At 68.6% G+C, this 21,240-nt stretch carries 18 protein-coding genes; 9 read left to right on the top strand and 9 right to left on the bottom strand.

Annotated features, from left to right (window positions below; all coding sequences use genetic code 11):
• The first annotated feature begins 54 nt into the window (after window positions 1-54).
• On the top strand, window positions 55-441 hold the full coding sequence (locus VUN84_04020; GenBank protein ID XAS64851.1) for a hypothetical protein: 387 nt from the start codon (window positions 55-57) through the stop codon (window positions 439-441).
• 104 nt (window positions 442-545) lie between these two features.
• Here the strand turns inward: VUN84_04020 and VUN84_04015 are convergent, their stop codons facing one another.
• Genes VUN84_04015 through VUN84_03990 form a run of 6 tightly spaced genes read right to left on the bottom strand, consistent with a single transcriptional unit; the run spans window position 546 to window position 8,210 of the window.
• Window positions 546-1,253, bottom strand: a complete 708-nt coding sequence (locus VUN84_04015; protein ID XAS64850.1) for a GntR family transcriptional regulator — start codon at window positions 1,251-1,253, stop codon at window positions 546-548.
• Window positions 1,234-2,865, bottom strand: a complete 1,632-nt coding sequence (locus VUN84_04010; GenBank protein ID XAS64849.1) for an ABC transporter ATP-binding protein — start codon at window positions 2,863-2,865, stop codon at window positions 1,234-1,236. Before VUN84_04010 ends, VUN84_04015 begins: the two co-directional genes overlap by 20 nt.
• A complete protein-coding gene (locus tag VUN84_04005; GenBank protein ID XAS64848.1) occupies window positions 2,849-4,678 on the bottom strand; it encodes a gamma-glutamyltransferase in 1,830 nt (609 codons plus the stop codon). The genes VUN84_04010 and VUN84_04005 overlap by 17 nt, the downstream gene beginning before the upstream one ends.
• Before the next feature lie 4 nt (window positions 4,679-4,682).
• Complete coding sequence (locus tag VUN84_04000; GenBank protein ID XAS64847.1) at window positions 4,683-5,576, bottom strand: ABC transporter permease; 894 nt, start codon at window positions 5,574-5,576, stop codon at window positions 4,683-4,685.
• Window positions 5,577-6,527 carry an ABC transporter permease gene (locus VUN84_03995; protein XAS64846.1) on the bottom strand — a complete coding sequence of 317 codons (951 nt, stop codon included), beginning with the start codon at window positions 6,525-6,527 and terminating at the stop codon, window positions 5,577-5,579.
• Between the two features lie 9 nt (window positions 6,528-6,536).
• On the bottom strand, window positions 6,537-8,210 hold the full coding sequence (locus VUN84_03990) for an ABC transporter substrate-binding protein (GenBank protein ID XAS64845.1): 1,674 nt from the start codon (window positions 8,208-8,210) through the stop codon (window positions 6,537-6,539).
• Between the two features lie 107 nt (window positions 8,211-8,317).
• Here VUN84_03990 and VUN84_03985 point away from each other — a divergent pair, with 107 nt between their 5' ends.
• Window positions 8,318-9,061, top strand: coding sequence for a YoaK family protein (locus tag VUN84_03985; protein XAS64844.1), 744 nt, complete (start codon window positions 8,318-8,320; stop codon window positions 9,059-9,061).
• A 37-nt stretch (window positions 9,062-9,098) separates the two neighbouring features.
• Here VUN84_03985 and VUN84_03980 read toward each other — a convergent pair whose 3' ends face one another.
• Both VUN84_03980 and VUN84_03975 read right to left on the bottom strand, forming a co-directional pair.
• A complete protein-coding gene (locus VUN84_03980; GenBank protein ID XAS64843.1) occupies window positions 9,099-10,352 on the bottom strand; it encodes a M20 family metallo-hydrolase in 1,254 nt (417 codons plus the stop codon).
• Entirely contained in the window at window positions 10,349-12,043 is a 1,695-nt protein-coding gene (locus VUN84_03975) for an amidohydrolase (GenBank protein XAS64842.1), read from the bottom strand. The genes VUN84_03980 and VUN84_03975 overlap by 4 nt, the downstream gene beginning before the upstream one ends.
• Before the next feature lie 156 nt (window positions 12,044-12,199).
• Between VUN84_03975 and VUN84_03970 the strand changes: the two genes are divergently transcribed.
• From VUN84_03970 to VUN84_03950, 5 genes are all read left to right on the top strand, one after another.
• Complete coding sequence (locus tag VUN84_03970) at window positions 12,200-13,387, top strand: helix-turn-helix domain-containing protein (protein ID XAS64841.1); 1,188 nt, start codon at window positions 12,200-12,202, stop codon at window positions 13,385-13,387.
• Between the two features lie 169 nt (window positions 13,388-13,556).
• Window positions 13,557-14,888: an MFS transporter gene (locus tag VUN84_03965; protein XAS64840.1), complete on the top strand. Its 1,332-nt coding sequence runs from the start codon at window positions 13,557-13,559 to the stop codon at window positions 14,886-14,888.
• A 116-nt stretch (window positions 14,889-15,004) separates the two neighbouring features.
• A complete protein-coding gene (locus VUN84_03960) occupies window positions 15,005-16,297 on the top strand; it encodes an ArgE/DapE family deacylase (GenBank protein XAS64839.1) in 1,293 nt (430 codons plus the stop codon).
• Between the two features lie 119 nt (window positions 16,298-16,416).
• Window positions 16,417-16,812 (top strand): TfoX/Sxy family protein, encoded by a 396-nt coding sequence (locus VUN84_03955; GenBank protein ID XAS64838.1) that lies wholly within the window; start codon window positions 16,417-16,419, stop codon window positions 16,810-16,812.
• A gap of 2 nt (window positions 16,813-16,814) precedes the next feature.
• Window positions 16,815-18,080, top strand: coding sequence for an NAD(P)/FAD-dependent oxidoreductase (locus VUN84_03950; protein ID XAS64837.1), 1,266 nt, complete (start codon window positions 16,815-16,817; stop codon window positions 18,078-18,080).
• Window positions 18,081-18,104: 24 nt separating this feature from the next.
• Here VUN84_03950 and VUN84_03945 read toward each other — a convergent pair whose 3' ends face one another.
• Entirely contained in the window at window positions 18,105-18,725 is a 621-nt protein-coding gene (locus VUN84_03945; GenBank protein ID XAS64836.1) for a flavin reductase family protein, read from the bottom strand.
• Window positions 18,726-18,770: 45 nt separating this feature from the next.
• Between VUN84_03945 and VUN84_03940 the strand changes: the two genes are divergently transcribed.
• Window positions 18,771-19,517, top strand: a complete 747-nt coding sequence (locus tag VUN84_03940; GenBank protein XAS64835.1) for a haloacid dehalogenase type II — start codon at window positions 18,771-18,773, stop codon at window positions 19,515-19,517.
• Window positions 19,518-19,635: 118 nt separating this feature from the next.
• Window positions 19,636-21,216: an alkaline phosphatase D family protein gene (locus VUN84_03935; protein XAS64834.1), complete on the top strand. Its 1,581-nt coding sequence runs from the start codon at window positions 19,636-19,638 to the stop codon at window positions 21,214-21,216.
• Window positions 21,217-21,240 lie beyond the last annotated feature (24 nt).

Below are 21,240 nucleotides of genomic sequence, written 5' to 3'. Positions count from 1 at the left end.
TAAGAGGCCAGCACGCCATCTTCGAAGACACGTTTACCAGCGAGGGAGAGCTCCGTGGCCAGCACCGTCTCGGCGTCCGCGCCGGCAACACTCCAGGAGTACTACCGCGTCCTGGTCGCAGGAATCGACGCCTTTGATGAGGGGCAGAGGCTCCGCGTACTGCTCTCGGACCACCTCGATTTCACCGGCTCCCTCGCGGGCCACATTCCCCATGCCACGGACGGGTTCCTCCACGGCGTGAAGGGCTTCATTGCGACCGTTCGAAGCATCGACCTGGTCCGCGAGGTGCATAGCGAGCACGGGTCCGCCGTCCTGTACGACGCCGAGATGCCCGCCGGCAGGGTCCGGTTTGCCGAGTTTTTCACCTTCCACGGCGGCGTGATCGCAACCCTGGACGTGCACTACGACGGTCAGGACTACCTCGCGAAGGGTGGCCGGTGACCGCGGCCGGCGCGACGGCGAAAAGATCCACGACGGCGGGGAACTCGCCTTCTGGGTGGGCGTCGGCGTCCACTCCCGGGACGCCACAGCGTCGGCGGGCCCGGCTACGCTGAGGGCGGCCCGCCGGGTGAGAACCGGGTCAGGTAGCCCAGCCTCGAGCTGTGGACATGCGCGGCCATGCCCTGCTCGGCCTCCAGCACGTTCCCCGCATCAATCGCCGCCATGATGGCGCGGTGTTCGCTCCAGGAACTCTTCCCCCGGTTGTCGACGTCGGAGGCGTACAGCCATTCGATTTTCCCCGAAATCTGGCGGAGCAGCGCCGTCAGGGATGAACTGCGGCTCAGGTCCGCGATCCCGAGGTGGAAGCGGATGTTGAGCTCGGGCAACAGATCAATCCGCCCGTCGGCCACCGCTTTGTCCCCCTCTTCCAGCAGGACAGCCAGGTCCTTGCGGGTCTTCCACCACGCCGGGTCCGGGCCGCCGGCGGCAAACTGCGCGGCCGCGTTCCGGGCGGCCCGCCGCGCGGTGGCTGCTTCCAGGGCTTCCCGGATTGCGAAGAGATCGTCCGCGTCATCGACCGGGATGGCGGACACCGTGGACCCGGCGAAGGGCTTGGATTCCACGAAGCCCTCAACTTCCAGGGCGCGCAGGGCCTCCCGGACCGGCACCCGGGAGATCCCGTACTTGTGCGCCAGCGCCGTTTCGGTGATGCGGCTGCCCGCCGGGAGGATCCCGAAAATGATGTCGCGGCGGATCTCGTCCTGGACGCGCTGGCGGGGGGCGGTGTCCGCGCTATCTAGCGAATGCTGCACCAGGAATGGCTCCAAGTAGTTCTCGGGTGTAGTCGGCGGCCGGAGCCAGGAAGACCTGGTCCACGCTGCCCGATTCCACCACTTTTCCGGATTTCATGACCACCACATTGTGTGCGATCTGGCGGACGACGGCCAGATCATGGGTGATGAACAGGTAGCTCAGGCCCAGCCTATCCTGCAGTTCCCCCAGCAGATCCAGGATCTGTTCCTGCACCAGCACATCGAGGGCCGAGACGGCCTCGTCGCAGATGAGAACGTCGGGTTCCAGTGCCAGCGCCCGGGCGATCGCCACGCGCTGGCGCTGGCCGCCGGAGAGTTCGTTGGGCCGGCGCTGGGCCACCGTGCGCGGCAGGGCCACCTGGTCCAGGAGTTCGCCCACCCGCCGGCGCCGGCTTTCCTTGTTCCCGACGCCGAAGATCCGCAGCGGCTCATCAATCAACCGTTCAATCGAGTACGTCGGGTCCAGGGATCCGTAGGGGTCCTGGAACACCGGCTGAACGATCCGGCGCAGGGCCCGCCGCTCACGGACGTTGGTGGTGGCGAGGCTGCCGCCGTTGATGAGCGCCTCTCCCCCGGAGGCGGTTTCCAGTCCCAGCACAATCCGCGCCAGCGTGCTCTTGCCCGAGCCCGATTCGCCGACGACGGCGGTGGTGGTGCCGCGTTCGACGCTGAAGGAGACGTCGTCCACCGCCTGGATCACCCCGCCGCGCTGGCCGCGCAGTTTGAAGACCTTGGACAGGTTCCTCACCGTCAGCACCGGTTCGGGTGCCCTGCTGGCCAGTGGGTCCGCGGTCAGCCCGGCGCCGGGGAGCAGGCTGGCCGACGGTGCCGCGGCAACCAGGCGCGCGGTGTAATCCTCCTGCGGGTCGAACAGGATTTCCTCCGGCGTGCCCGTCTCCACGATCCGGCCGTCCGCCATCACAATGATCCGGTCCGTGCGGTCCGCGGCCAGCCCGAGGTCGTGGGTGACGAAGAGCAGCGAGGTGCCGCGGGCGTCCACCAGGGTCTGCAGGTGGTTCAGGATCTGCCGCTGCACGGTGACGTCCAGCGCCGACGTCGGTTCGTCGGCGATCAGCAGGTCCGGTTCACCGGCAAGCGCGATTGCGATCAGCACCCGCTGGCGCATCCCGCCCGAGAATTCGTGCGGGTACTGCCCGTACCGGCGTCCGGCGTCGGGAATCCCGGCTTCGGCCATGAGTTCGACGGCGCGCTGCTTCACCGCCGCACGGCCGCGCAGGCCGTTGCTGACGAGGGCGTCCGCCACCTGCGCGCCGACCTTCATGGCGGGGTTCAGGTTGGACATCGGATCCTGCGGCACCAGGCCGATCCGGGTGCCGCGGATCCCGCGCATCTGCTTTCCGCTCAGATCCGCCAGATCCGTGTCCTCGAGCAGGATGGAGCCCCGGGAGATCCGGCCGCTGCCCGGGAGCAGACCCAGGATGGCGCCGATCACGGTGGATTTACCGGACCCGGACTGGCCCACGATCGCCACCCGCTCGCCCTTTTTAAGGTCAAAGCTGACGCTCTCCAGCACGGACGTCCCGCCATAGCTGACCTCCAGGTTCCGGACGGAGAGCAGAGGTGTGTCCTGGTTGTTAGCGTCCTGCTGCATAGCCCTGGGCTCCTCGGGGGTTGGCGGCGGCCTTCAGCACGCCGGTTTCGGGATCGGAGACCACGCAGGAGAGCCGGCCCAGGGCCCAGTCTCCGGCGCGGGTCACCACGTGGCCGCGGCGTTCCAGCTCATCAATGACGTCCTCGCCGAGACGGTCCTCGACGACGGCGCCGCCGGGCGTCCAGGTCCGGGGCCAGAAGGATCCCGGGATGGAGGTGGTGTGCAGCGCTGGGGCGTCCACGGCTTCCTGCGGCGAGTACCCGCCCACCAGGGTCCGGAGCAGGTAGAGCAGCTGCCACTGGTCCTGCTGGTCCCCGCCCGGCGAACCAAGTGCGGTGACCGGTTTGCCGTCCTTGAGGACCAGGGTGGGGGTCAGGGTGGTCCGCGGACGCTTGCCCGCGGTGAGGGTGGAGGGTGCGCCGTCTTCGAGCCAGGTCATCTGCAGCCGGGAGCCGAGGCAGAAACCCAGCTCGGGGATGGCGGGCGAGGACTGCAGCCAGCCGCCGGAGGGGGTCGCTGAGATCATGTTGCCCCACCGGTCCACCACATCGATGTGGCAGGTGTCGCCGCGGGTTTCCCCGGTGGGCATGACCGTGGGTTCGCCGACGCCGGCAAACAGTGGTTCGCCTTTGCCCGGGTGCGACGGCGGCAGGTATTCGGTGCGCAGCGGCGGCACGAACGGCTCGTGGCCGGGGACGGTGCCCGGGCGGAACTCGTGCGAGGCCTGGTCCGTGATCAGTTCGCGGCGGGCCGCGGCGTACTCCGGACTCAGCAGGTAATCCAGAGGCACGGCGGCGTCCCCGTAGTACGCCTCGCGGTCGGCGATGGCGAGCTTCTGCGCTTCCAGGATGGTGTGCGCGCCGAGGGCGGTGGAGGGGTCGAGGTACTCGTCCGGGTAGCCGTCCAGGATGGCCAGGGTCTGCAGCAGGGCCGGGCCCTGGCCCCAGGGGCCGGTCTTGGCGATGGTGTGGCCGCGGAATTCCAGCGTGGTGGCGGTGTCGTAGGAGGCGCTGCAGGCCGCGAAGTCCGCCTCGGTGATGACCGCGGCGTGGTCCGTGCCGGAGGAGTGGCGGTGCGGGGTGGCCAGGAATTCCACCGCGGCCTTCGCCACGAAGCCTTCGCTCCATTCGCGCCGGGCGGCGTCGATCCGGGATTCCCGGGACCCGGCACCGCCGTCGTCCGCGGACCCGCCGGCGGCGACCAGCCGGTCCAGGACATCGGCGTAGGCGCCGTTGGTGACCAGGTCGCCGCCGGCCGGGATCCTGCCCTCCGGCATCCAGAGGGCGGCCGACGTCGGCCAGTGTTCGGTGAAGAGGTCCTTGACGGAGGCGATGGTGCTGCCTACCCGGTCCAGGACCGGGTGGCCGTCCCGGGCGTACCCGATCGCGAAGGCCAGGACCTCGGACAGTTCCCAGGTGCCGTGGTCCCGGAGCAGGAGAAGCCAGGCGTCGACGGCGGCGGGGACGGCGGCGGCCAGCCCGCCGGCGCCGGGCACCAGTTCCAGGCCTTCGGCCAGGTAGTGTTCCCGGGTCGCCGCGGCCGGTGCCGGGCCCTGGCCCATCAGCACGACGGGTTCGGCGGGGGCGCCGGCGGTGACGAAGACGCCGGTCATGTCCCCGCCCGGGCCGTTCAGGTGCGGTTCCACGACGTGCAGGACGAAGGCTCCGGCGACGGCGGCGTCGAAGGCGTTGCCGCCGCGTTCCAGCACGGCCTGGGCGGACGCCGTCGCGAGCCAGTGGGTGGAGGCGGTCATTCCGAAGGTGCCCTGCAGGGTGGGGCGGGTGGTGAAGGAGTCGGGGGTGGTGTACGTCATGGGGCTACTTTCGGCTGGAGGCTGTGGGGTCCAGGGCGTCGCGCAGGGCGTCCCCGAAGAGGTTGAAGGCCAGGCAGATGACGGCGATGCCGATGCCGGGGATGATCGCTGCGGTGGGTGAGCGGAAGATGTACTGCTGGGCGTCGGAGAGCATGATGCCCAGGCTGGGTGAGGGTGGCTGGATGCCCAGGCCCAGGAAGGACAGCAGGGCCTCACCGATCACGGCGACCGGCATGATCACCGTAGCCTGCACAATCAGGGCCGACGCCGTGTTGGGCAGCACGTGCTGGAAGATGATCCGCCCGCCGGAGGCGTCCATGGTCTTGGCGGCCAGCACAAAGTCGCTTTCCTTGATCCGCAGGGTTTCGCCGCGGACCACCCGGATCATGGCCGGGATGTGGGCGATGCCCAGGGCCACTGCCGCGTTGGCCAGGCTGGGGCCGCTGATGGCCACCAGGCCCACGGCGATGATCAGGAACGGGAAGGCCAGTGTCACGTCGGTGAGGCGGGAGATGATGACGTCCAGCCATTTCCAGTAGCCCGCCAGCAGGCCCAGCGGGGCGCCCACCAGGACCGAGAGCAGGACGGAGAGCACGCCGACGATCAGTGAGGCGCGGACGCCGAACACCAGGCGGGAGAAGATGTCCCGGCCCAGGTCGTCGGTGCCGAGCAGGAACCCGACGGTGCCGGGCTTCTGGAACGGTGTGTTGAAGTGCACCTGCGCGGGATCGTAGGGGGCAATGAGCGGCGCGAAGAGCGCCACGATGAGCACCAGGGCCAGCATGATGCCGCCGGTGAGGCCCAGCGGGTTGCGGCGCAGGGATTTCCAGATGCGGCCGCGGGCGGAGCCCAGTCCTGCTGAGTCCAGCGCTGCGGGGCGGATTTCGGTGATGGCCATTTAGTTGACTCCCACTCGGATTTTCGGATTGATGACCGAGTACAGGATGTCCACCGCGAGGTTGATCACGATGTAGCTCACGGTAATGATGAGCACCACGGCCTGGATGACGGGATAGTCGCGGGTGAACACGGCGTCGAGGGTGAGCTTGCCGAAGCCCGGCAGCGCGAAGATCCGTTCCGTGACCACGGCTCCGGAGATCAGCCCGCCCAGCTGCAGGCCCACAATGGTGACCACCACAATCAGGGAGTTGCGCAGCCCGTAGCGGAACAGCACCCGGCCGCCGCTGAGGCCCTTGGCGTTGGCGGTCCGGACGTAGTCGGTGCTCATGGTCTCGATCATGGACGCGCGGGTCTGCCGGAGAATCACCGCGGCCAGCGCGGTGCCCAGGATGATGGCCGGCAGTGTCAGGTAGTACAGGCCCCGCACCGGGTCCTCCAGGACGTTCACGTACCCGGAGGCGGGGAACCAGCCGAGGTTGACGGCGAGGTAGAGGATGGCGAGCAGGCCCAGCCAGAAGCTCGGGACCGAGAGTCCCACCAGGGCGACGGCGTTGGAGACCCATTCGGGCCAGCGGCCGCGGAACCGTTCGGAGATGACGCCCAGGAGGATGCCGGCGACGACGGCGAGCACGATCGCGTAGGCGGAGAGCCAGAGGGTGACGGGCAGCGTGGTGGCGATCAGGTCCGTGACCGGGGTGCCGGTGCGGGTGGACTGGCCCAGGTCCCCGTGCAGGAGCCGGCCGATGAAGCTGAAGTACTGGGCCGGGAGGGGCTGGTCCAGGCCCAGCTGGGAGCGGACGGCCTCGAGCTGTTCCGGGCTGGCCTCCTCCCCGGCCATGGCGATCGCGGGATCGCCGGGGAGTTGCCGGATGCCGATGAAAATCACCAGGGAGGCCAGGACCAGGGTGACCAGGGACTGCCAGAGTCGGGTCCAGAGATAGCGGGTCATGGGAGGTCCTTACTTCTTCGTCACGAAGGCTGCGTTGCTGAGGTGGACCACGCCGTCGGCGAAGGTGTCGATGCCGGCCACCCCGGTGCTGTAGGCCGTGAGGCTGCGGACGCGGTAGAGGTAGATCACGGGATTGTCCGCCTGCACCTGCTGCACCACCTGGCCGTAGAGCTCCGCGCGGGCTGCCTGGTCCGTTGCGCCGGAGGCCGCGGCGAGGAGCTTGTCCACCGCCGGGTTGCTGTAGCCGGAGTAGTTGTTGCCGGCGCCGGTGGCGAGGAAGTTGAACATGTTCCCGTGTGGATCCACGCGGCCGGACCAGCCCAGCTGGAGGGCCGCGAAGTCGCCGCGGGTCTGGACGTCCAGCAGCGTGGAGTATTCCACGGGCCGGATGGTCAGGGCGAAGCCGGCGTCCGCCACCGCTGCCTGCAGGGCCTGGGCGTAGCGCAGCGTGTCCGGTGAGTTGCTGACCTGCAGTTCCACCGGGTACGGGGTCTGTACCCCGGCTTCCTGGAGGAGGGCTTTGGCCTTTTCCGGGTTGAATTCCGGGCAGGCCCTGCTGAGGTCCGTGGCGAAGGGGCTGGAGGGCGCAATCGGTGAGCAGGCCGGTTCGTACCAGTTGTTGAAGACGGTGTTCACCAGGGCTGCCCGGTCCACGGACATGGAGAGGGCGATCCGGACCTTGGCGTCCTTGGCCAGGGCGGTGTCGATCTCCCCCGGTGGTTTGCCGACGCCGTCGGTGTTGCCCAGGTTCAGGGTCAGTCCCTGGTAACCGAGGGACCCCACCTGGAGGACGCCGACGTCGTCTTCCTTGGAGAGGGCGTCCACGTCCTGCGGGGAGATGGAGTCGGCCACCTGGACGTCGCCGGAGCGCAGGTTGGCGGCCCGGATGTTCGAGTCCGTCATGATCCGGTAGGTGATGGTGTCCAGGTGGACGTTCGTGGCGTCGTAGTAGAGCGGGTCGCGTTCAACCTTGATGGAGGTCTGCGGCACCCGTTCGGCGAATTTGAAGGGACCCACACAGACGGGGTGGTCGCCGAAGGAGGCACCGGCGTCGGCCACGGCTTTGGGTGAGAGCACCATGCCGGCCCGGTCCGCGAGCGCGGCGGTGATCGGGGCGAAGGGCTTCTTGTAATTGATCCGCAGCGTGGTCTCGTCCAGGGTCTCCACGCTGGCGATGGGTCCCAGTTCGCTTTTCCGGGCCGAGCCTTTCAGGGTGAGGCCGCGCTCGATCGTCAGCCGGGCGGCGTCGGCGTTGAACGGGGTGCCGTCGGCGAAGGTGGCGCCGGTGCGGACCGGAATGGTGACGGCCAGGCCGTCCGCGCTGACCTCGGGCAGCGCGGTGGCCAGCTGCGGGACGATCTCGCCCTGGTCATCGATGTCGTAGAGCTTCTGGCACATCGTCTGCATGACGTAGCGAGTGTAGAGGGACGACGACGTTGTCGGGTCGAGGCGGTCCGGCTCGGCGGAGAGCGCCATCACCAGGTTCCCGCCCTCCTTGATCTGCTGGGTGCCGATGGGGGCGGACATGACGTCCGTGCGGTTGACGGCTTCGGGCAGCGGCTGGATCGGCTGGCAGCCCGTGGCGGCAACGGCCACGAGGGCCACGCCGCCGAACAGGGCGGCAGTCCGGGCGTGACGCCGGCCGGTGGCCGGCGGGGCGGTGGAACGGAACAAGGGTGACATACGGATCCAAATCATCGGGTCGAAGACGACTACGGTATTGAATACAATCTGTGTATGGATCCTACATTCGTATACTTTTGTTTCAAGCATGTATCGGAGATATTTCTGTGAAACCCAAGTTTTCCGGCGGCACCGCCCGCCTCCACCTGGTCCTGATGCTGATGCTCACGTTCTCCACCGGCGTGGTGGATGCGGTGGGCTATCTCGGCCTGGACCGGGTGTTTACCGGCAATATGACCGGCAACGTGGTGCTGCTGGGCATGGCCGTGGTGGGCGGCACCGGCCTGCCGGTCCTGCGGCCGGCCCTGGCACTGGCCTTCTTCATGCTGGGCGCCGCCCTGGCGGGACGGGTGCTGCGGCGCTCGGGTGAGGGCTGGTCACACCGGACTTCCACGAACTTCCTCACGGTGGCCCTGGGCCTCTGGGCCCTGACGGTGTTTGTGGCGCTGGCGCCGGTGCACGCCGAGGAGCTCTACGGCAGCATCACCACCTCGGGGATGGCCCTGCTGATGGGGATCCAGGCCGCGACGGCGAAGAAACTCAAGGTCGCCGAGATCACCACGGTGGTGGTCACCTCCACCATCACCGGACTCGCCGCCGACTCCCGCCTCGCCGGCGGCACCGGCGTCCACTGGGTCCGCCGGGCGCTGGCCATTGTGCTGATCCTGCTGGGCGCCCTGGCCGGGTCCGCGGCCCTGCACGTGGGGCTCTGGATGGGGCTGGGCGTTGCTGCGCTGATTGCTTCTGCTGTAGCGGGCGTCGGCCACCGGCGGTACCGGACGGACGCCCGGGCAACGCTGGCGGATAAGGAGGAGACGGCCGGCGTCAGGGCCGGGGTCGGCGGCCGCTGACGGCGTTCCCGCCCGCTAGGTTTTCACCGGTGCCCGGCTAGCTCTCTTCCAATTCGCCGCGCACCAGCCGGCGGGTGACGTCTGTGAGCAGTTCCACGCCGCGCAGCGCGTCCTCGTCGCGGGTGAATTCGGCCTCGTTGTGGGAGATGCCCTCGACGCTGGGGACGAACAGCATCACGGTCGGGACGACGTCCTTCAGGTTGGTCGAATCGTGCCCGGCGACAGTCATGACCTCTTTGTGGGTGTAGCCCAGGCTGTCCGCACTGGCCTTGCCAAGCGCCACTCCGCCGGGCTGGTAGGACAGCAACCCCCAGTTGTGTGTGAGCGTGAGGCGGATGTCCGTGCGGGAATCGGTCTCGGCGTCGATGATCCGCTTGCTTAGCCGCTCCATCGCGAGGGTCAGCACGGACTCGTCCGGGGAGCGGAGATCCAGGTTCATCAGGACCTGCCGGGCGATCGTCACCGGCGAGTTCGGCAGGACGAACAGTTCGGACACCGAAGTGTGCAGCAGCCCGGGTTCGAATTCCGCGGCCAGTTCCCGGGCGGCGGCGATGACCAGCGCGGCCCCGTAGAGCGCGTCACGGCGGTCCTCCATCCGGGTCGCGCCGGTATGCGACTGCGCCCCGTCCACGGTCACCCGGTACTTGCTCGCGGCCCAGGTTCGGTCCACGATGCCCACGTGTGTGCCGCTCTCCTCCAGCTCCCGGCCCTGCTCGATGTGGATTTCGGCGTAGCGGGCCACCTGGGCCAGGACCGGGGCGTCGGCGTCGGCGTCGCGGTGCCCGGCGGCCAGGGCCTCGGCGACGGTCGTGCCCGCGGGGTCCGCCGTCGCGAGGGCGTCGCGCAGCGTCAGCTTTCCGGTGAAGACGCCGCTGCCCATCATGCTGGGCGCGAACCGGCTGCCTTCCTCGTTGAACCAGTTCACCACGGCGAGGTTGTAGGCGGGGTCCAGGTTCCCGGTCCGGGCCTCGGCGGCGACGCGGCTGCCTGCGTGGGCCGCGGCGAGCACGCCGTAGGCGCCGTCGTACCGGCCGGCCAACGGCTGGGAGTCCAGGTGCGAGCCGACCAGCACGTACGGGGCGCCGGGCACCAGCTCCAGGGTGCCGAACTGGTTGCCTGCCTCGTCCACCGTTTCGGTATAGCCGTGCTGCGCCAGCCACTGGCTGAACCAGGACCGGGTGGCGTGGTCGGCGGCGGTGCCGGCCTGCCGGTCGACGCCGCCGCCGGAGGTCGCGCCGAACCCGGACATGGTCGCGAAATCTGTAAGGAACTGCTCGTCGGTGGTGCTCATGGGGTTTCCTTCCCTGTCATTGCTGCCTCGAGGTCTTCGCCGCGGGCCCGCGGCGGGAGATTGTCTGCGCCGAAACGGACCTGTCCGCCCACCATGGTGGCCAGGACCTGGGTGGCGCCGATGCGGGACGGGTCGACGGCGGTGGGGTCCTGGTCGAGGAACACCAGGTCCGCCAGGTACCCGGCCGCCAGGCGTCCCTTGACGTCCCCGGTGCCGGTCGCGGCGGCCGAACCCGTGGTGTACGCGGCCAGCGCCTCGGCTGCCGTGATTCGTTCCTCCGGGCCGTAGACCGCGCCGGAGGGGGTCAGCCGCTCCACGAACGACTGCATCACATCCAGCGGACGGCCGTTGGAGACAGGACGGTCCGAGCTCCCCGGCAGCACCAGCCCGTGGCTCAGCAGGCTTTTGGCCGGATAGGACCACGCCGTGCGCTTCGGACCCAGCAGGCGGGCCATGCCGTCGCCAAATTCGGTGATGAAGTGCGGCTGCGGGACCAGCACGATGCCGGCCTTGGCGATCCGGTCCAGCTGGTCCGGCCGGACCACGCCGCCGTGCTCGATCCGGTTGGGCTGGCTGTTCGAGCCGTAGCTGTCCTGCGCCTCGGTGATGATGTCAATCGCATGGTCGATCGCGTGGTCGCCGATGGCGTGCATCGCGACCGCCCACCCGGCCCGGTAAGCGCCCAGCGCCGACTCGCGCAGCTTTTCCGCGTCCATCTGCAGGTAGCCGTGGTTGTGGGAGCAGCCGACATAGTCCTCGGTCATGTACGCAGTGCTGCCCAGGAGCGAGCCGTCGCTGAAGATCTTCACCGGGCCCAGCCGGAGCCAGTCGTCGCCCAGCCCGGTGCGGATGCCGCCGTCCAGACCCGTGAAGGCCAGGTCGTCGTCGTGGCCGGGCACTCCGTGCAGGGCGTCGATGACCATCATCGGTTGCATCCGGACGCTGAGCAGGCCCCGGTCGCGGGCGTTCTGGTAGGCCGCGAACTCGCGGGGCGAATAGCCGATCCAACCGCCGGCGACTCCGGCGTCCGTGACGCTGGTGATGCCTTCGGAAAGGTAATGCGAAGTGGCCAGGTCCAGGGCCCGTTCGATCGTCTCCAGCGGGTAGGGCAGCAGGATGTCCTGCACCAGGCGCATCGCGTTTTCCTCCAGCAGCCCGGTGGGCATGCCGTCGTCATCGACGACGACGGCGCCGCCGTCGATCGGGGCGCTGAGGTCGGCGCCCGCGGCGACAAGATCCAGGGCCGCGCCATTGAGGGTGCAGGCGTGGCCGGAGGAGTGTTTGATCCACACCGGGCGCCCGCCGGCCGCTGCATCCAGCCGGTCGCGGTCCGGCTGCTGGCCGCCGATCAGCAGCGGGCTGAAGCCCGAAGCCACCACCCAGTCGCCCGGTGCCAGCCCGTCCGCGGCGTCGGCGATGATCCGGTACACATCCGCCAGGCTGCGCACCGTTCCCAGATTGGCCTCCATCAGCCCCAGCCCGAACCACACGCTGTGCGCATGGACATCGTTGAACCCGGGAACAACCGTGAGTCCGGCAGCGTCGATGGTCCGTGCGGCGGAGCCGGCCAGGGCGGGGTCCGGCTCCACGTCGAGGATTTTGCCGTCGTGGATGAGCAGGCTGGTCGCGGTGGGGCGGGACGCATCCTGGGTCAGGATGTGGGCGTTGCGGATCAGGAGATCAACGGGCATGAATCCTCTTTGCTGTGGGTCCCGGTCCGCTCGGGCGGTCGGGTTGATACGGGAGGTGAAGCTCCCGATCCATTCAACGCTGTAATATTGCTGCCCTCAATGGACATCCAACGCCGCTTTCTGGCCGAAATTTATGCTTTTGCATAAAATGAGCTCATGACGACACACGACGGCGGCTACGCCCGCCCCGCCGCGGCCGCTCCCCGCGACTTCCGGCCCGGGCGGCCCATGGAACCGGAATGGACCGAGCTGCTGGAGAGCCTCTGGCGGGACCGGGACTTGCTGGTCAAAGACTTCCTCGCCCGGTTCTCCGCTGTTTCCTACGGCGACGCCCTGGTTCCCCCGGAGGACGTTTACCAGACCGCGGCCGACACCATGGACATGTTCCTCTTTCAGATGGCGGGCCTGCCGCTTCCCGCCGACCTGCAGGCGCTGCCGCGAGAGGTGGCGTCGCGCCGGGCCCGCCAGGGCGTGCCCCTGGACGCGTTCCTCGAAGCGATCCGCAATGACTTCCGGGTTCTCTGGAAGGGGCTGGAACGGGTGGCGGGGACCACCGGAATCGGCGTTCTGGTGGCCAACATGGACCGAGTCCTCGACGCCGTCGAGGGCTACGTGAGCAGCATCCAGCAGGCCTACGCCGAGGAGGAAGCACGGCTGGCCCGCAACAAGCAGCTCTACAGGCAGCGGCTGCTGTCCCGGCTGTTCAACGCAGACCTGGGTGGCCCCGCCGAAGTCCGCGAGCTGGCCGCCGCCCTCGGCGTGCAGGCCGCCGGCAGCTTTGAAGTGCTGGCGGTCACCGCGGAGTCCGTGGCGCAGGCGCAGCGCCAGTCCGACCACCGCATCTACGCCTACGAGAACGCCGGCGTCCTGTACCTTTTCCGGCAACAGCGCAAAGGGCGCACCTGGTCCGCGGAGGCTCCGCCCTTCCCGGCCGGCTACGTCCCCGGCGTGGAGGGGCTGGCCGCGGTCCCCGCGGCTGCCGCTTCGGCGCTGGTGCTGGCCCAGCACCAGCGCCGCGGCGCCGGCCTCGCCACCATGGAGGACACCTGGATGGGCATCGCCGGCGGACTTCTGGAGCGGAAATTTCCGGACTTCTCGGCGCCGATCCGGCAGGCGCTGGACAACTGCACGCCGCTGGAACGCCAGCGCCTGCTGCAGGTGGCACGCAGCTACGGACGCACCGGCTCCATCAAGGAAACCTCCGAAGAGCTGTTCTGCCACCGCAACACCGTGGTGAACCGCCTGCACAGCCTGCACGAGGTGATCGGCCTGGACCTCACGGTGCCGGCCCAGGCCGCCCGGGCCCTCATCGCGCTGAGCCGGTACAGCGACGTCGTCGAGTGATTTTGTGAAAAAGCCCAATTAAGAAGCGAAAAGTGGGTGGATATTGTCATTGTTTAGGGCTTTATCACTCGCCTAGTCTCGAAGGACCACCGCAGCGCGCAGGCTCCCGCCTGCCGGCTGCCGAAGGACCCGAGATGCACAACTCCCCCCGCTCGAAAGGGCCCACGCAGTGACGACCTCAAACTCGCTCTCCCCCGCCGCAGGTGCCCCTCCGGTGATTTCCGGCAAGGACGCGGGCAAAATTGCCCGCGCCGCTTTCGTCGGAACCGCGCTGGAGTGGTACGACTACTACCTCTTCGGCACCGCCGCGGCGCTGGTGTTCAACCGACTCTTCTTCACCAACATGGACCCCACCGCGGCGCTGCTGGCCTCCTTCGCCACCTTCGGCGTCGGCTTCGCGGCCCGTCCGATCGGCGCCGTCATCTTCGGCTACATCGGTGACCGGTACGGCCGCCGCCCGGCCCTGCTGATCACCATCGTGATGATCGGCCTCGCCACCGCCCTGATCGGCCTGCTGCCTGACTTCGGCAGTATCGGCCTGGCCGCGCCGGTCCTGCTGGCGGTCCTGCGCCTGGTCCAGGGCCTGGCCGTCGGTGGCGAGTGGGGCGGCGCGGTGACCATGGCCGTGGAACACGCCCCGGTGGAAAAGCGCGGCCGGTATGCGGCGCTAGTCCAGGTCGGGTCGCCGGTCGCGACGCTGCTGGCCTCCGGCGCCTTCTCACTGGTCCTGCTCTTCCCGTCCGAGGCGTTTGACGCCTGGGGCTGGCGCATCCCGTTCCTGCTGGCATTCCCGATGCTCGGCGTCGCACTCTGGATCCGCCTTAAGGTGGAGGAGTCCCCCATCTTCAAGGACCTGCTCGCCATGGGCGAAACCTCCAAGGTCCCGGCCCTGGATGTATTCCGCCACGCCGGCGGCCGCCTGCTGGTAGCGATCCTCGCCGCCCTGCTCGGCGTCGGCGGCTTCTACATGATCACCACCTTCGTGGTCAGCTACGGCGCGAACACCCTGAAGGTGGACCGCAACGTCATGGTCAACGCGACCCTGGTCGCCGCCGTGGCCCAGATCGGCGTCACCTTCCTGATGGGCCGGCTGGCCGAGAAGATCGGCCCGGGCAAGGTCACCATGTGGGGCGGCATCGTCAGCGCCATCACGGCGTTCCCGCTCTTCGCCATGATCGACACCAAGTCCCCGCTCCTGATCACGCTGGCCATCACCATCGGCATCATGCTCATCGCGGTGGCGTACGCCGTGAACGGAGCCCTGCTGACCGAACTGTTCCCGCCGAAGCTGCGCTACTCCGGCGTGGCCCTCGGCTACAACATCGCCGGCGCCACCAGCGGGTTCATGCCGCTGCTGGCCACCGCCATGCTGGGCGTCTCCGGCAACCAGTCCTGGGGCGCCGCCCTGATCCTGATGATCATCTCGCTGCTCACCGCCGTGGGCGGGTTCTTCGGCGAGCGCCTGCGCGTGCAGGACAAGAAGCTCGTCGCGGACGCCTAGAGACCGGCTGCGGGCCCGACGGTCCCCGGCGCCCAGGCGCTATCACCCACCAATGCTCAACCATCAACAGCGGGGAGCCGTCCGGCGGACGGCTCCCCGCCCGTTAGGAGACGAACATGCTCAGTGACGACCAAACCCGTCGCATCCTGGACGCCGTCGACGCTGGCTTCGACGCTCAGTTGTCCTTCACCCAGGACCTCGTCAAGCACCCGTCGCTGCGGACCCGGGAGGGCAGCGCCCAGGACCTGATGTTCGGCGCCATGTCCGGCCGCGGCCTGGACATGGACCGCTGGGAGCTGGACGCGCAGGAGCTCTCCGTCCACGAGGGCTTCGGCCCGGTGACGGTGTCCTATGACGGGATGACCAACGTGGTGGGCACCTACCGCCCGGGCACCGAGCGCGGCCGGTCCCTGATCCTCAACGGCCATATCGACGTCGTTCCGGAGGGCCCGGCCGAAGACTGGTCCCGCTACCCCTGGGACGCCCCGGTCATCGACGGGTGGATGTACGGCCGCGGTGCAGGCGACATGAAGGCGGGGCTCGCGGCGAACCTCTTCGCGTTCGACGCCGTGCGCGCCGCCGGGTTCGAGCCGGCCGGGCGCATCCACTTCCAGTCCGTCGTCGAGGAGGAATGCACGGGCAACGGCTCCCTGTCCGCCCTGATGCGCGGCTACCAGGCCGACGCGGTCATCATTCCCGAACCGGAAGAGGACATGCTGGTCCGCGCCAACGTGGGTGTGCTCTGGTTCAAGGTCAGGGTCACCGGCAACCCCACCCACCCGCGCGAGATGGGCACCGGCTTCAACGCGATCGACGCCGCGTACACGGCGATGACGGCGCTGCGTGAGGTGGAGGAGAAGTGGAACGCCGAGCGGGGACAGCACCGCCACTTCGAAGACCTGGAGCACCCGATCAACTTCAACTTCGGCGGGATCGCCGGCGGGGACTGGCCTTCCAGCGTGCCGGCGTGGTGCGAGTTCGACGTGCGGGCGGCCATCTATCCGGGGATCGCGGCCGAGGACGCCTGGGCTGAACTCCAGGAGTGCCTGGCGCAGCTGGGCACCGGTCCGGACCCCATCAAGGCGGTCGGCACCAAGACCGGGTTCTTCGCCGAGGGCTACGTGCTGGAACCGGGCAGCGACGCCGAAACGCTGCTGGGCCGCACCCACGAACAGGTCTTCGGCGGCGAGCTGGAGAGCTTCACCACCCCGGGCTACCTCGACGGCCGGGTCTTCGCCCTCTACGCCGACACTCCCGCGCTGGTGTACGGCCCGGTGTCGGAGTCCATCCACGGCTTCGACGAGCGGGTCTCCGTCGAGTCCGTCCGCCGGATCACCAAGAGCATTGCCCTGTTCATCGCCGACTGGTGCGGCCTGGACGAACGGCTGGCGGCGGCTGCGGAAGGCTAAACCTCGGGCTTAATCGGGGCTCGGTCCGGCACCGTCTGTACTCCGTCTATACCTGGTCCGGCCGCGGGGTTATCCTGCAAAAAGAACTGTTCCGCACCCGCAGTTTCCGGAGGTACCCCGTGGAAATGCCCAAAGCATCCGACGCCGACAAGGACCACTTCCGCTCGGTGCTGCCGGACATTCCCGCGGTGGTTATCAAGCCGATGTTCGGAAACCTCGGCGCCTTCGTGAACGGCAACATGTTCGCCGGCCTGTTCGGCCCCACTGTCGGGGTGAAGCTGGCCGAAGCGGACAAAGAACTGCTCGAAAGCACGGAGCGGACGGTTCCGTTCGGGCCCGCCGAGCGCCCCATGGGCGGATACACCGGCTTGCCGGAAATCTGGAACGCCGAGGGCGACGGCGACCAGGCGCGGGCACGGGCCTGGGTGGAGAAGGCCTTCGAGCACGTGGCCGGACTGCCGCCGAAGGCTCCCAAGGCCCCCAAAGCTCCAAAAGTGAAGGCAGCAAAGAAGTAGCCATGCCCTCCCCCGCCGAGCGCCCCGTCCACGAGGTCGACACCCTGGTGATGGGCGCGGGGCAGGCCGGCCTGGCCACCAGCTACTGGCTGACCCGGCACGGCGTCGAACATCATCTGCTGGAGCAGCGGCCGGAACTGGGCGGCGCTTGGCAGGACCGCTGGGAGTCGTTTTACCTGAACACCCCGAACTTCTCGTTCCTGCTGCCGGGGATGACCTACGACGGCCCCGAGCCGGACGCCTTCCTCCCCCGCGACGAGGTGATCGCACTCTTCCGCGACTACGCCGCACGGATCGAAGCACCGGTGCGGCTCGGCACGGAGGTGACCCGGGTCGGCGTCGCCGACGGCCGCTTCACGGTGGAGACCACTCAAGGCCGCTGGCAGGCACGGAACGTGGTCCTCGCGAACGGCGCCTTCCAGGTCCCGCGGATCCCGCCAGCCGCCGTCGGGCTACCCGGGCACATCCGCCAGCTGCACAGCCACGACTACCGCAACCCACAGCAGCTTCCCGGCGGCGCCGTGCTGGTGGTGGGCACCGGGCAGTCCGGCGGTCAGATCACCGAGGACCTGCTCGACGCCGGCCGGGAGGTGCACCTGTCCGTCTCATCCTGCCCGGAGGCTCCGCGGCGGTACCGCGGTCAGGACGTCTTCCACTGGATTCTGCAGGTCAACCTCCACGGCCCCGAGTACGGCATCAACGGCCTCCAGGCGGACCAGCTCCCCTCCCCCGCCGCGCGCTTTATGTGCAACCCGCTGATCTCCGGCAACGGTGGCGGCCACAGCATCCATCTGCGGGATCTCGGCCGACGGGGCGTCCGGCTGCACGGCCGGTTTGAGGGAGCGGACGACGGCGTACTCGTCTTCAGTGACGACCTCCCGGCACGCCTCGCCCTGGTGGAGGCGGGGTTCGGTGCGCGGCTGGGGCGGCTGGCCGACGCCTACATTCACGCCGCAGGCATCGACGCACCGGCCGCGGAACCTCCGGCGGCAGATGACTGGCTGCCCGCAGAATCGGGGTCGCGGCTCAACTTGGAGGCCGAAGGTGTCACCTCGGTCATTTGGTGCACCGGTTACGGCCTGGACTTCAACTTCCTCGACATCCCCGTGCTCGACCAGTGGAACTACCCGCGCCACAGTCGAGGTGTCACCGATGTCCCGGGCCTCTATGCCGTGGGCCTCCCCTGGCTTACCAAGCACCTGTCCGCCACGCTGCCGGTGGTGGGCGACGACGCGGAGTTCGTGGCAGGTCACATCGCGGCCCGGTGACCGGGATGCGTCCTGGCCAGTCGTTCAGGCCTTCGCGCGGAAAGGCCCCGGCCAGTCCTTGAGGTGGATCCGTTTGAGGTCCTGGACCGTGCCCAGCGTGCCCCACTCGTCCAGGCCCAGCCGGGACAGCGGCTCCAGCAGGTCAATCCGAGGGTGGCTGCCGTCCAGAACCGCGTCACTCACCGCAGCGTGCGTCACTTCGCCGAAAACCAGGATGGAATCACCCATCGGCAGGACCGAATGGAGGCGGCATTCGAGCACCGCCAGCGATTCCTTGACCCGCGGCGCACCCACGGTGAGGCTCGGCTCCCGGGTGAGGCCGGCGGCGTCGAACTCACTGACATCGGGCGGAAAGTTGGTGCCGGTGGCGTTGACCTCCTCCAGCAGCGCGGCCGGGGCGAGGTTCACCACGACTTCGCCGGACTCGGTAATGTTGCGGAGCGAATCCTTCTCCCCCACCGAGGTGAACTGCACGATGGGAGGATTCGTGGACGCCACGGTGAAGAACGAGTGCGGGGCAAGGTTGTCGACGCCCTCCGGCGAGACACTCGAAACCCAGGCGATGGGCCGGGGAACCACCACCGCGGTGAGCAACCGGTAGAAATCACGGGCGGACGTGGTTGCGGGATCGAAATCAGTGCGCATACTGCCAGACTAACGCTCAGGGAAGTTTCGGGAAGGAGACAGGATATGACGATCCAGCCATACCGTTCACCGTCAACCGGGTGCGGGGTCCGCGCCGTCCTGTTCGACACCTTCGGCACGGTAGTGGACTGGCGCACCGGCGTCGCCCGGCAGGCGGCCGCTTTCGCCGCGACACATGGGCAGGATCTCGACGCCGGGGCGTTCGCCGATGACTGGCGCGCCCTCTACCAGCCGGCAATGGAGGCCATCCGCTCCGGATCCCGTGAATTCGCCACCCTGGACACACTCCACCGCGAAAACCTGGACCAGGTGCTCCGCCGCCACGGCTTCGATCCGGATCAGCTGGACGCAACAACCCTGGAGGCGTTGAACAGATCTTGGCACCGCCTGCCCCCGTGGCCGGACAGCCTGGTGGGCCTGGCCGCCGTCCGCCGAGGCTACATCGTGGGTCCCCTCTCCAACGGCAACACCTCGCTGCTGGTGGACATGGCCAGAAACGCCGGGCTTCCGTGGGACGTGATCATCGGCTCGGACATGACGCGCACGTACAAGCCGCTGCCGGCGGCATACCTTCGGACTGCGGAGTTCCTGGACCTCAGGCCCGGTGAGGTGATGCTCGTGGCCGCCCACAACAGTGACCTGCGTGCTGCCCGGGAGGCCGGGCTGGCGACGGCGTTCATCGCCCGCCCCACCGAATACGGCCCGGGCCAGGTTGCGGATCTGACGCCGGAGAGCGATTGGGACCTCTCGGCATCGAGCATCACCGAACTAGCTCACGAGCTCGGGGCCTGAGCTGCATACCCTTTTTCAACGCGGGTGGTGACCCACTCAACAGATCTTGTCACGCAGTTAACCGCGCATTCATATCGCCCTCAGACCTTGTCCAACCACCCTCCGTACGGTCGGAGGCATGGACAACATTTCACGCAGATCCGTTCTTTCCGCCGGCCTCGGGGCCGGGCTCGTCGCCGCCTGGCCGGGTGCCGCCGTCGCCACCTCCACCGCGGACGACGCCGGCCTCCGCACTGATCCGTTCCTGCTGGGCATCGCCTCCGGCGAGCCTTGGCCGGACGGCTTCGTGATCTGGACCCGGCTGGCTGTGGACCCGGTGGCCGGGAACGGCCTGGGCGGGATGCCATCGCGCAACGTCGCGGTGGCGTGGGAAGTGGCGGAGGACGCCGGCATGCGGAAGGTAGTAGCACGCGGCGTCGAGCGGGCCCGGATCGAGACCGCGCACTCCGTGCACGTGGAGCTGCGCGGCCTGCGGCCGGGGCGCGAATACTTCTACCGCTTCCGCACCGGCCGGCACATCAGCCCGGTGGGCCGCGCCCTGACCAGCCCGGCGCTGCACGAGACGCCGGCGGCGCTGGCCATGTCGTTCGCCAGCTGCGCGCAGTACGAGCACGGCTACTTCACCGCCTACGCGCGGCTGGCGCAGGACCACCCGGACCTGGTGCTGCACCTGGGCGACTATCTGTACGAGTACAAGAAGGACAGTTATGTGATAGGCGGCGGCAACCCGCGCGACCACGAGGGGCCGGAGACCACCAGCCTGGCCGGCTACCGGCAGCGCCACGCCCAGTACAAGGCCGACGCCGACCTGCAGGCCGCGCATGCGGTGGCGCCGTGGCTGGTGGTGTGGGATGACCACGAGGTGGACAACAACTGGGCGGACGAGATCCCGGAGAACACCGACGCCGGGCAGCTGAACGACACCACCGAGCATTTCCGGCAGCGCCGGGCCGCGGCCTTCCAGGCGTACTACGAGAACATGCCGCTGCGGGCCTCGTCCGTGCCGGCCGGGTTCGACATGAAGATCTACCGCACCATCCAGTGGGGCCAGCTGGCCAACTTCCACATGATGGACACCCGGCAATACCGGGATGACCAGCTCGCCGGCGACGGCTGGAGGAAGAACGTGGCCGGGCGTCTGGCCGAGGACCGCACCATCACCGGCTCGGAGCAGGAGAAGTGGCTGCTGGACGGCTTCCGGAACTCCACGCAGCGCTGGGACATCCTGGGCCAGCAGGTGTTCTTCGCCGAACGGGACCGGGACAAGGCGCCGGAGATCGACGACGTCTCCATGGACGGGTGGGACGGCTATGCCGCGTCGCGCCGCCGCATCACCCAGGGCTGGGTGGACGCGAACGTGCGCAACGCCGTCGTGCTGACCGGCGACGTGCACCGGAACTGGGCCAACGACGTCAAGGTGGACTACAAGGACCCGGCGTCGCCCGTCGTGGGCTCGGAACTGGTGTGCACGTCCATCACATCTACAGGCAACGGCTCTGGATCCACTGCGGATCCGGTGATGGCCTGGAACCCGCACCTGAAGTTCTACAACGACAACCGGGGCTACGTGAACACCCGCATCACGAAGGACGCGATGACCGCTGACTTCCGGACACTGGACTACGTCACGACGCCGGGTGCGCCCGTTTCTACGAAGGCGTCGTTTGAGATTCTGGACGGGGTGCCGGGGCTGCAGTAGCGCCACTCCCCCCAGCCCGGCGCC

This window comes from Micrococcaceae bacterium Sec5.8, assembly GCA_039636775.1.
Lineage (GTDB): Bacteria > Actinomycetota > Actinomycetes > Actinomycetales > Micrococcaceae > Arthrobacter.
This window is presented reverse-complemented; position numbering and strand designations above follow the sequence as displayed.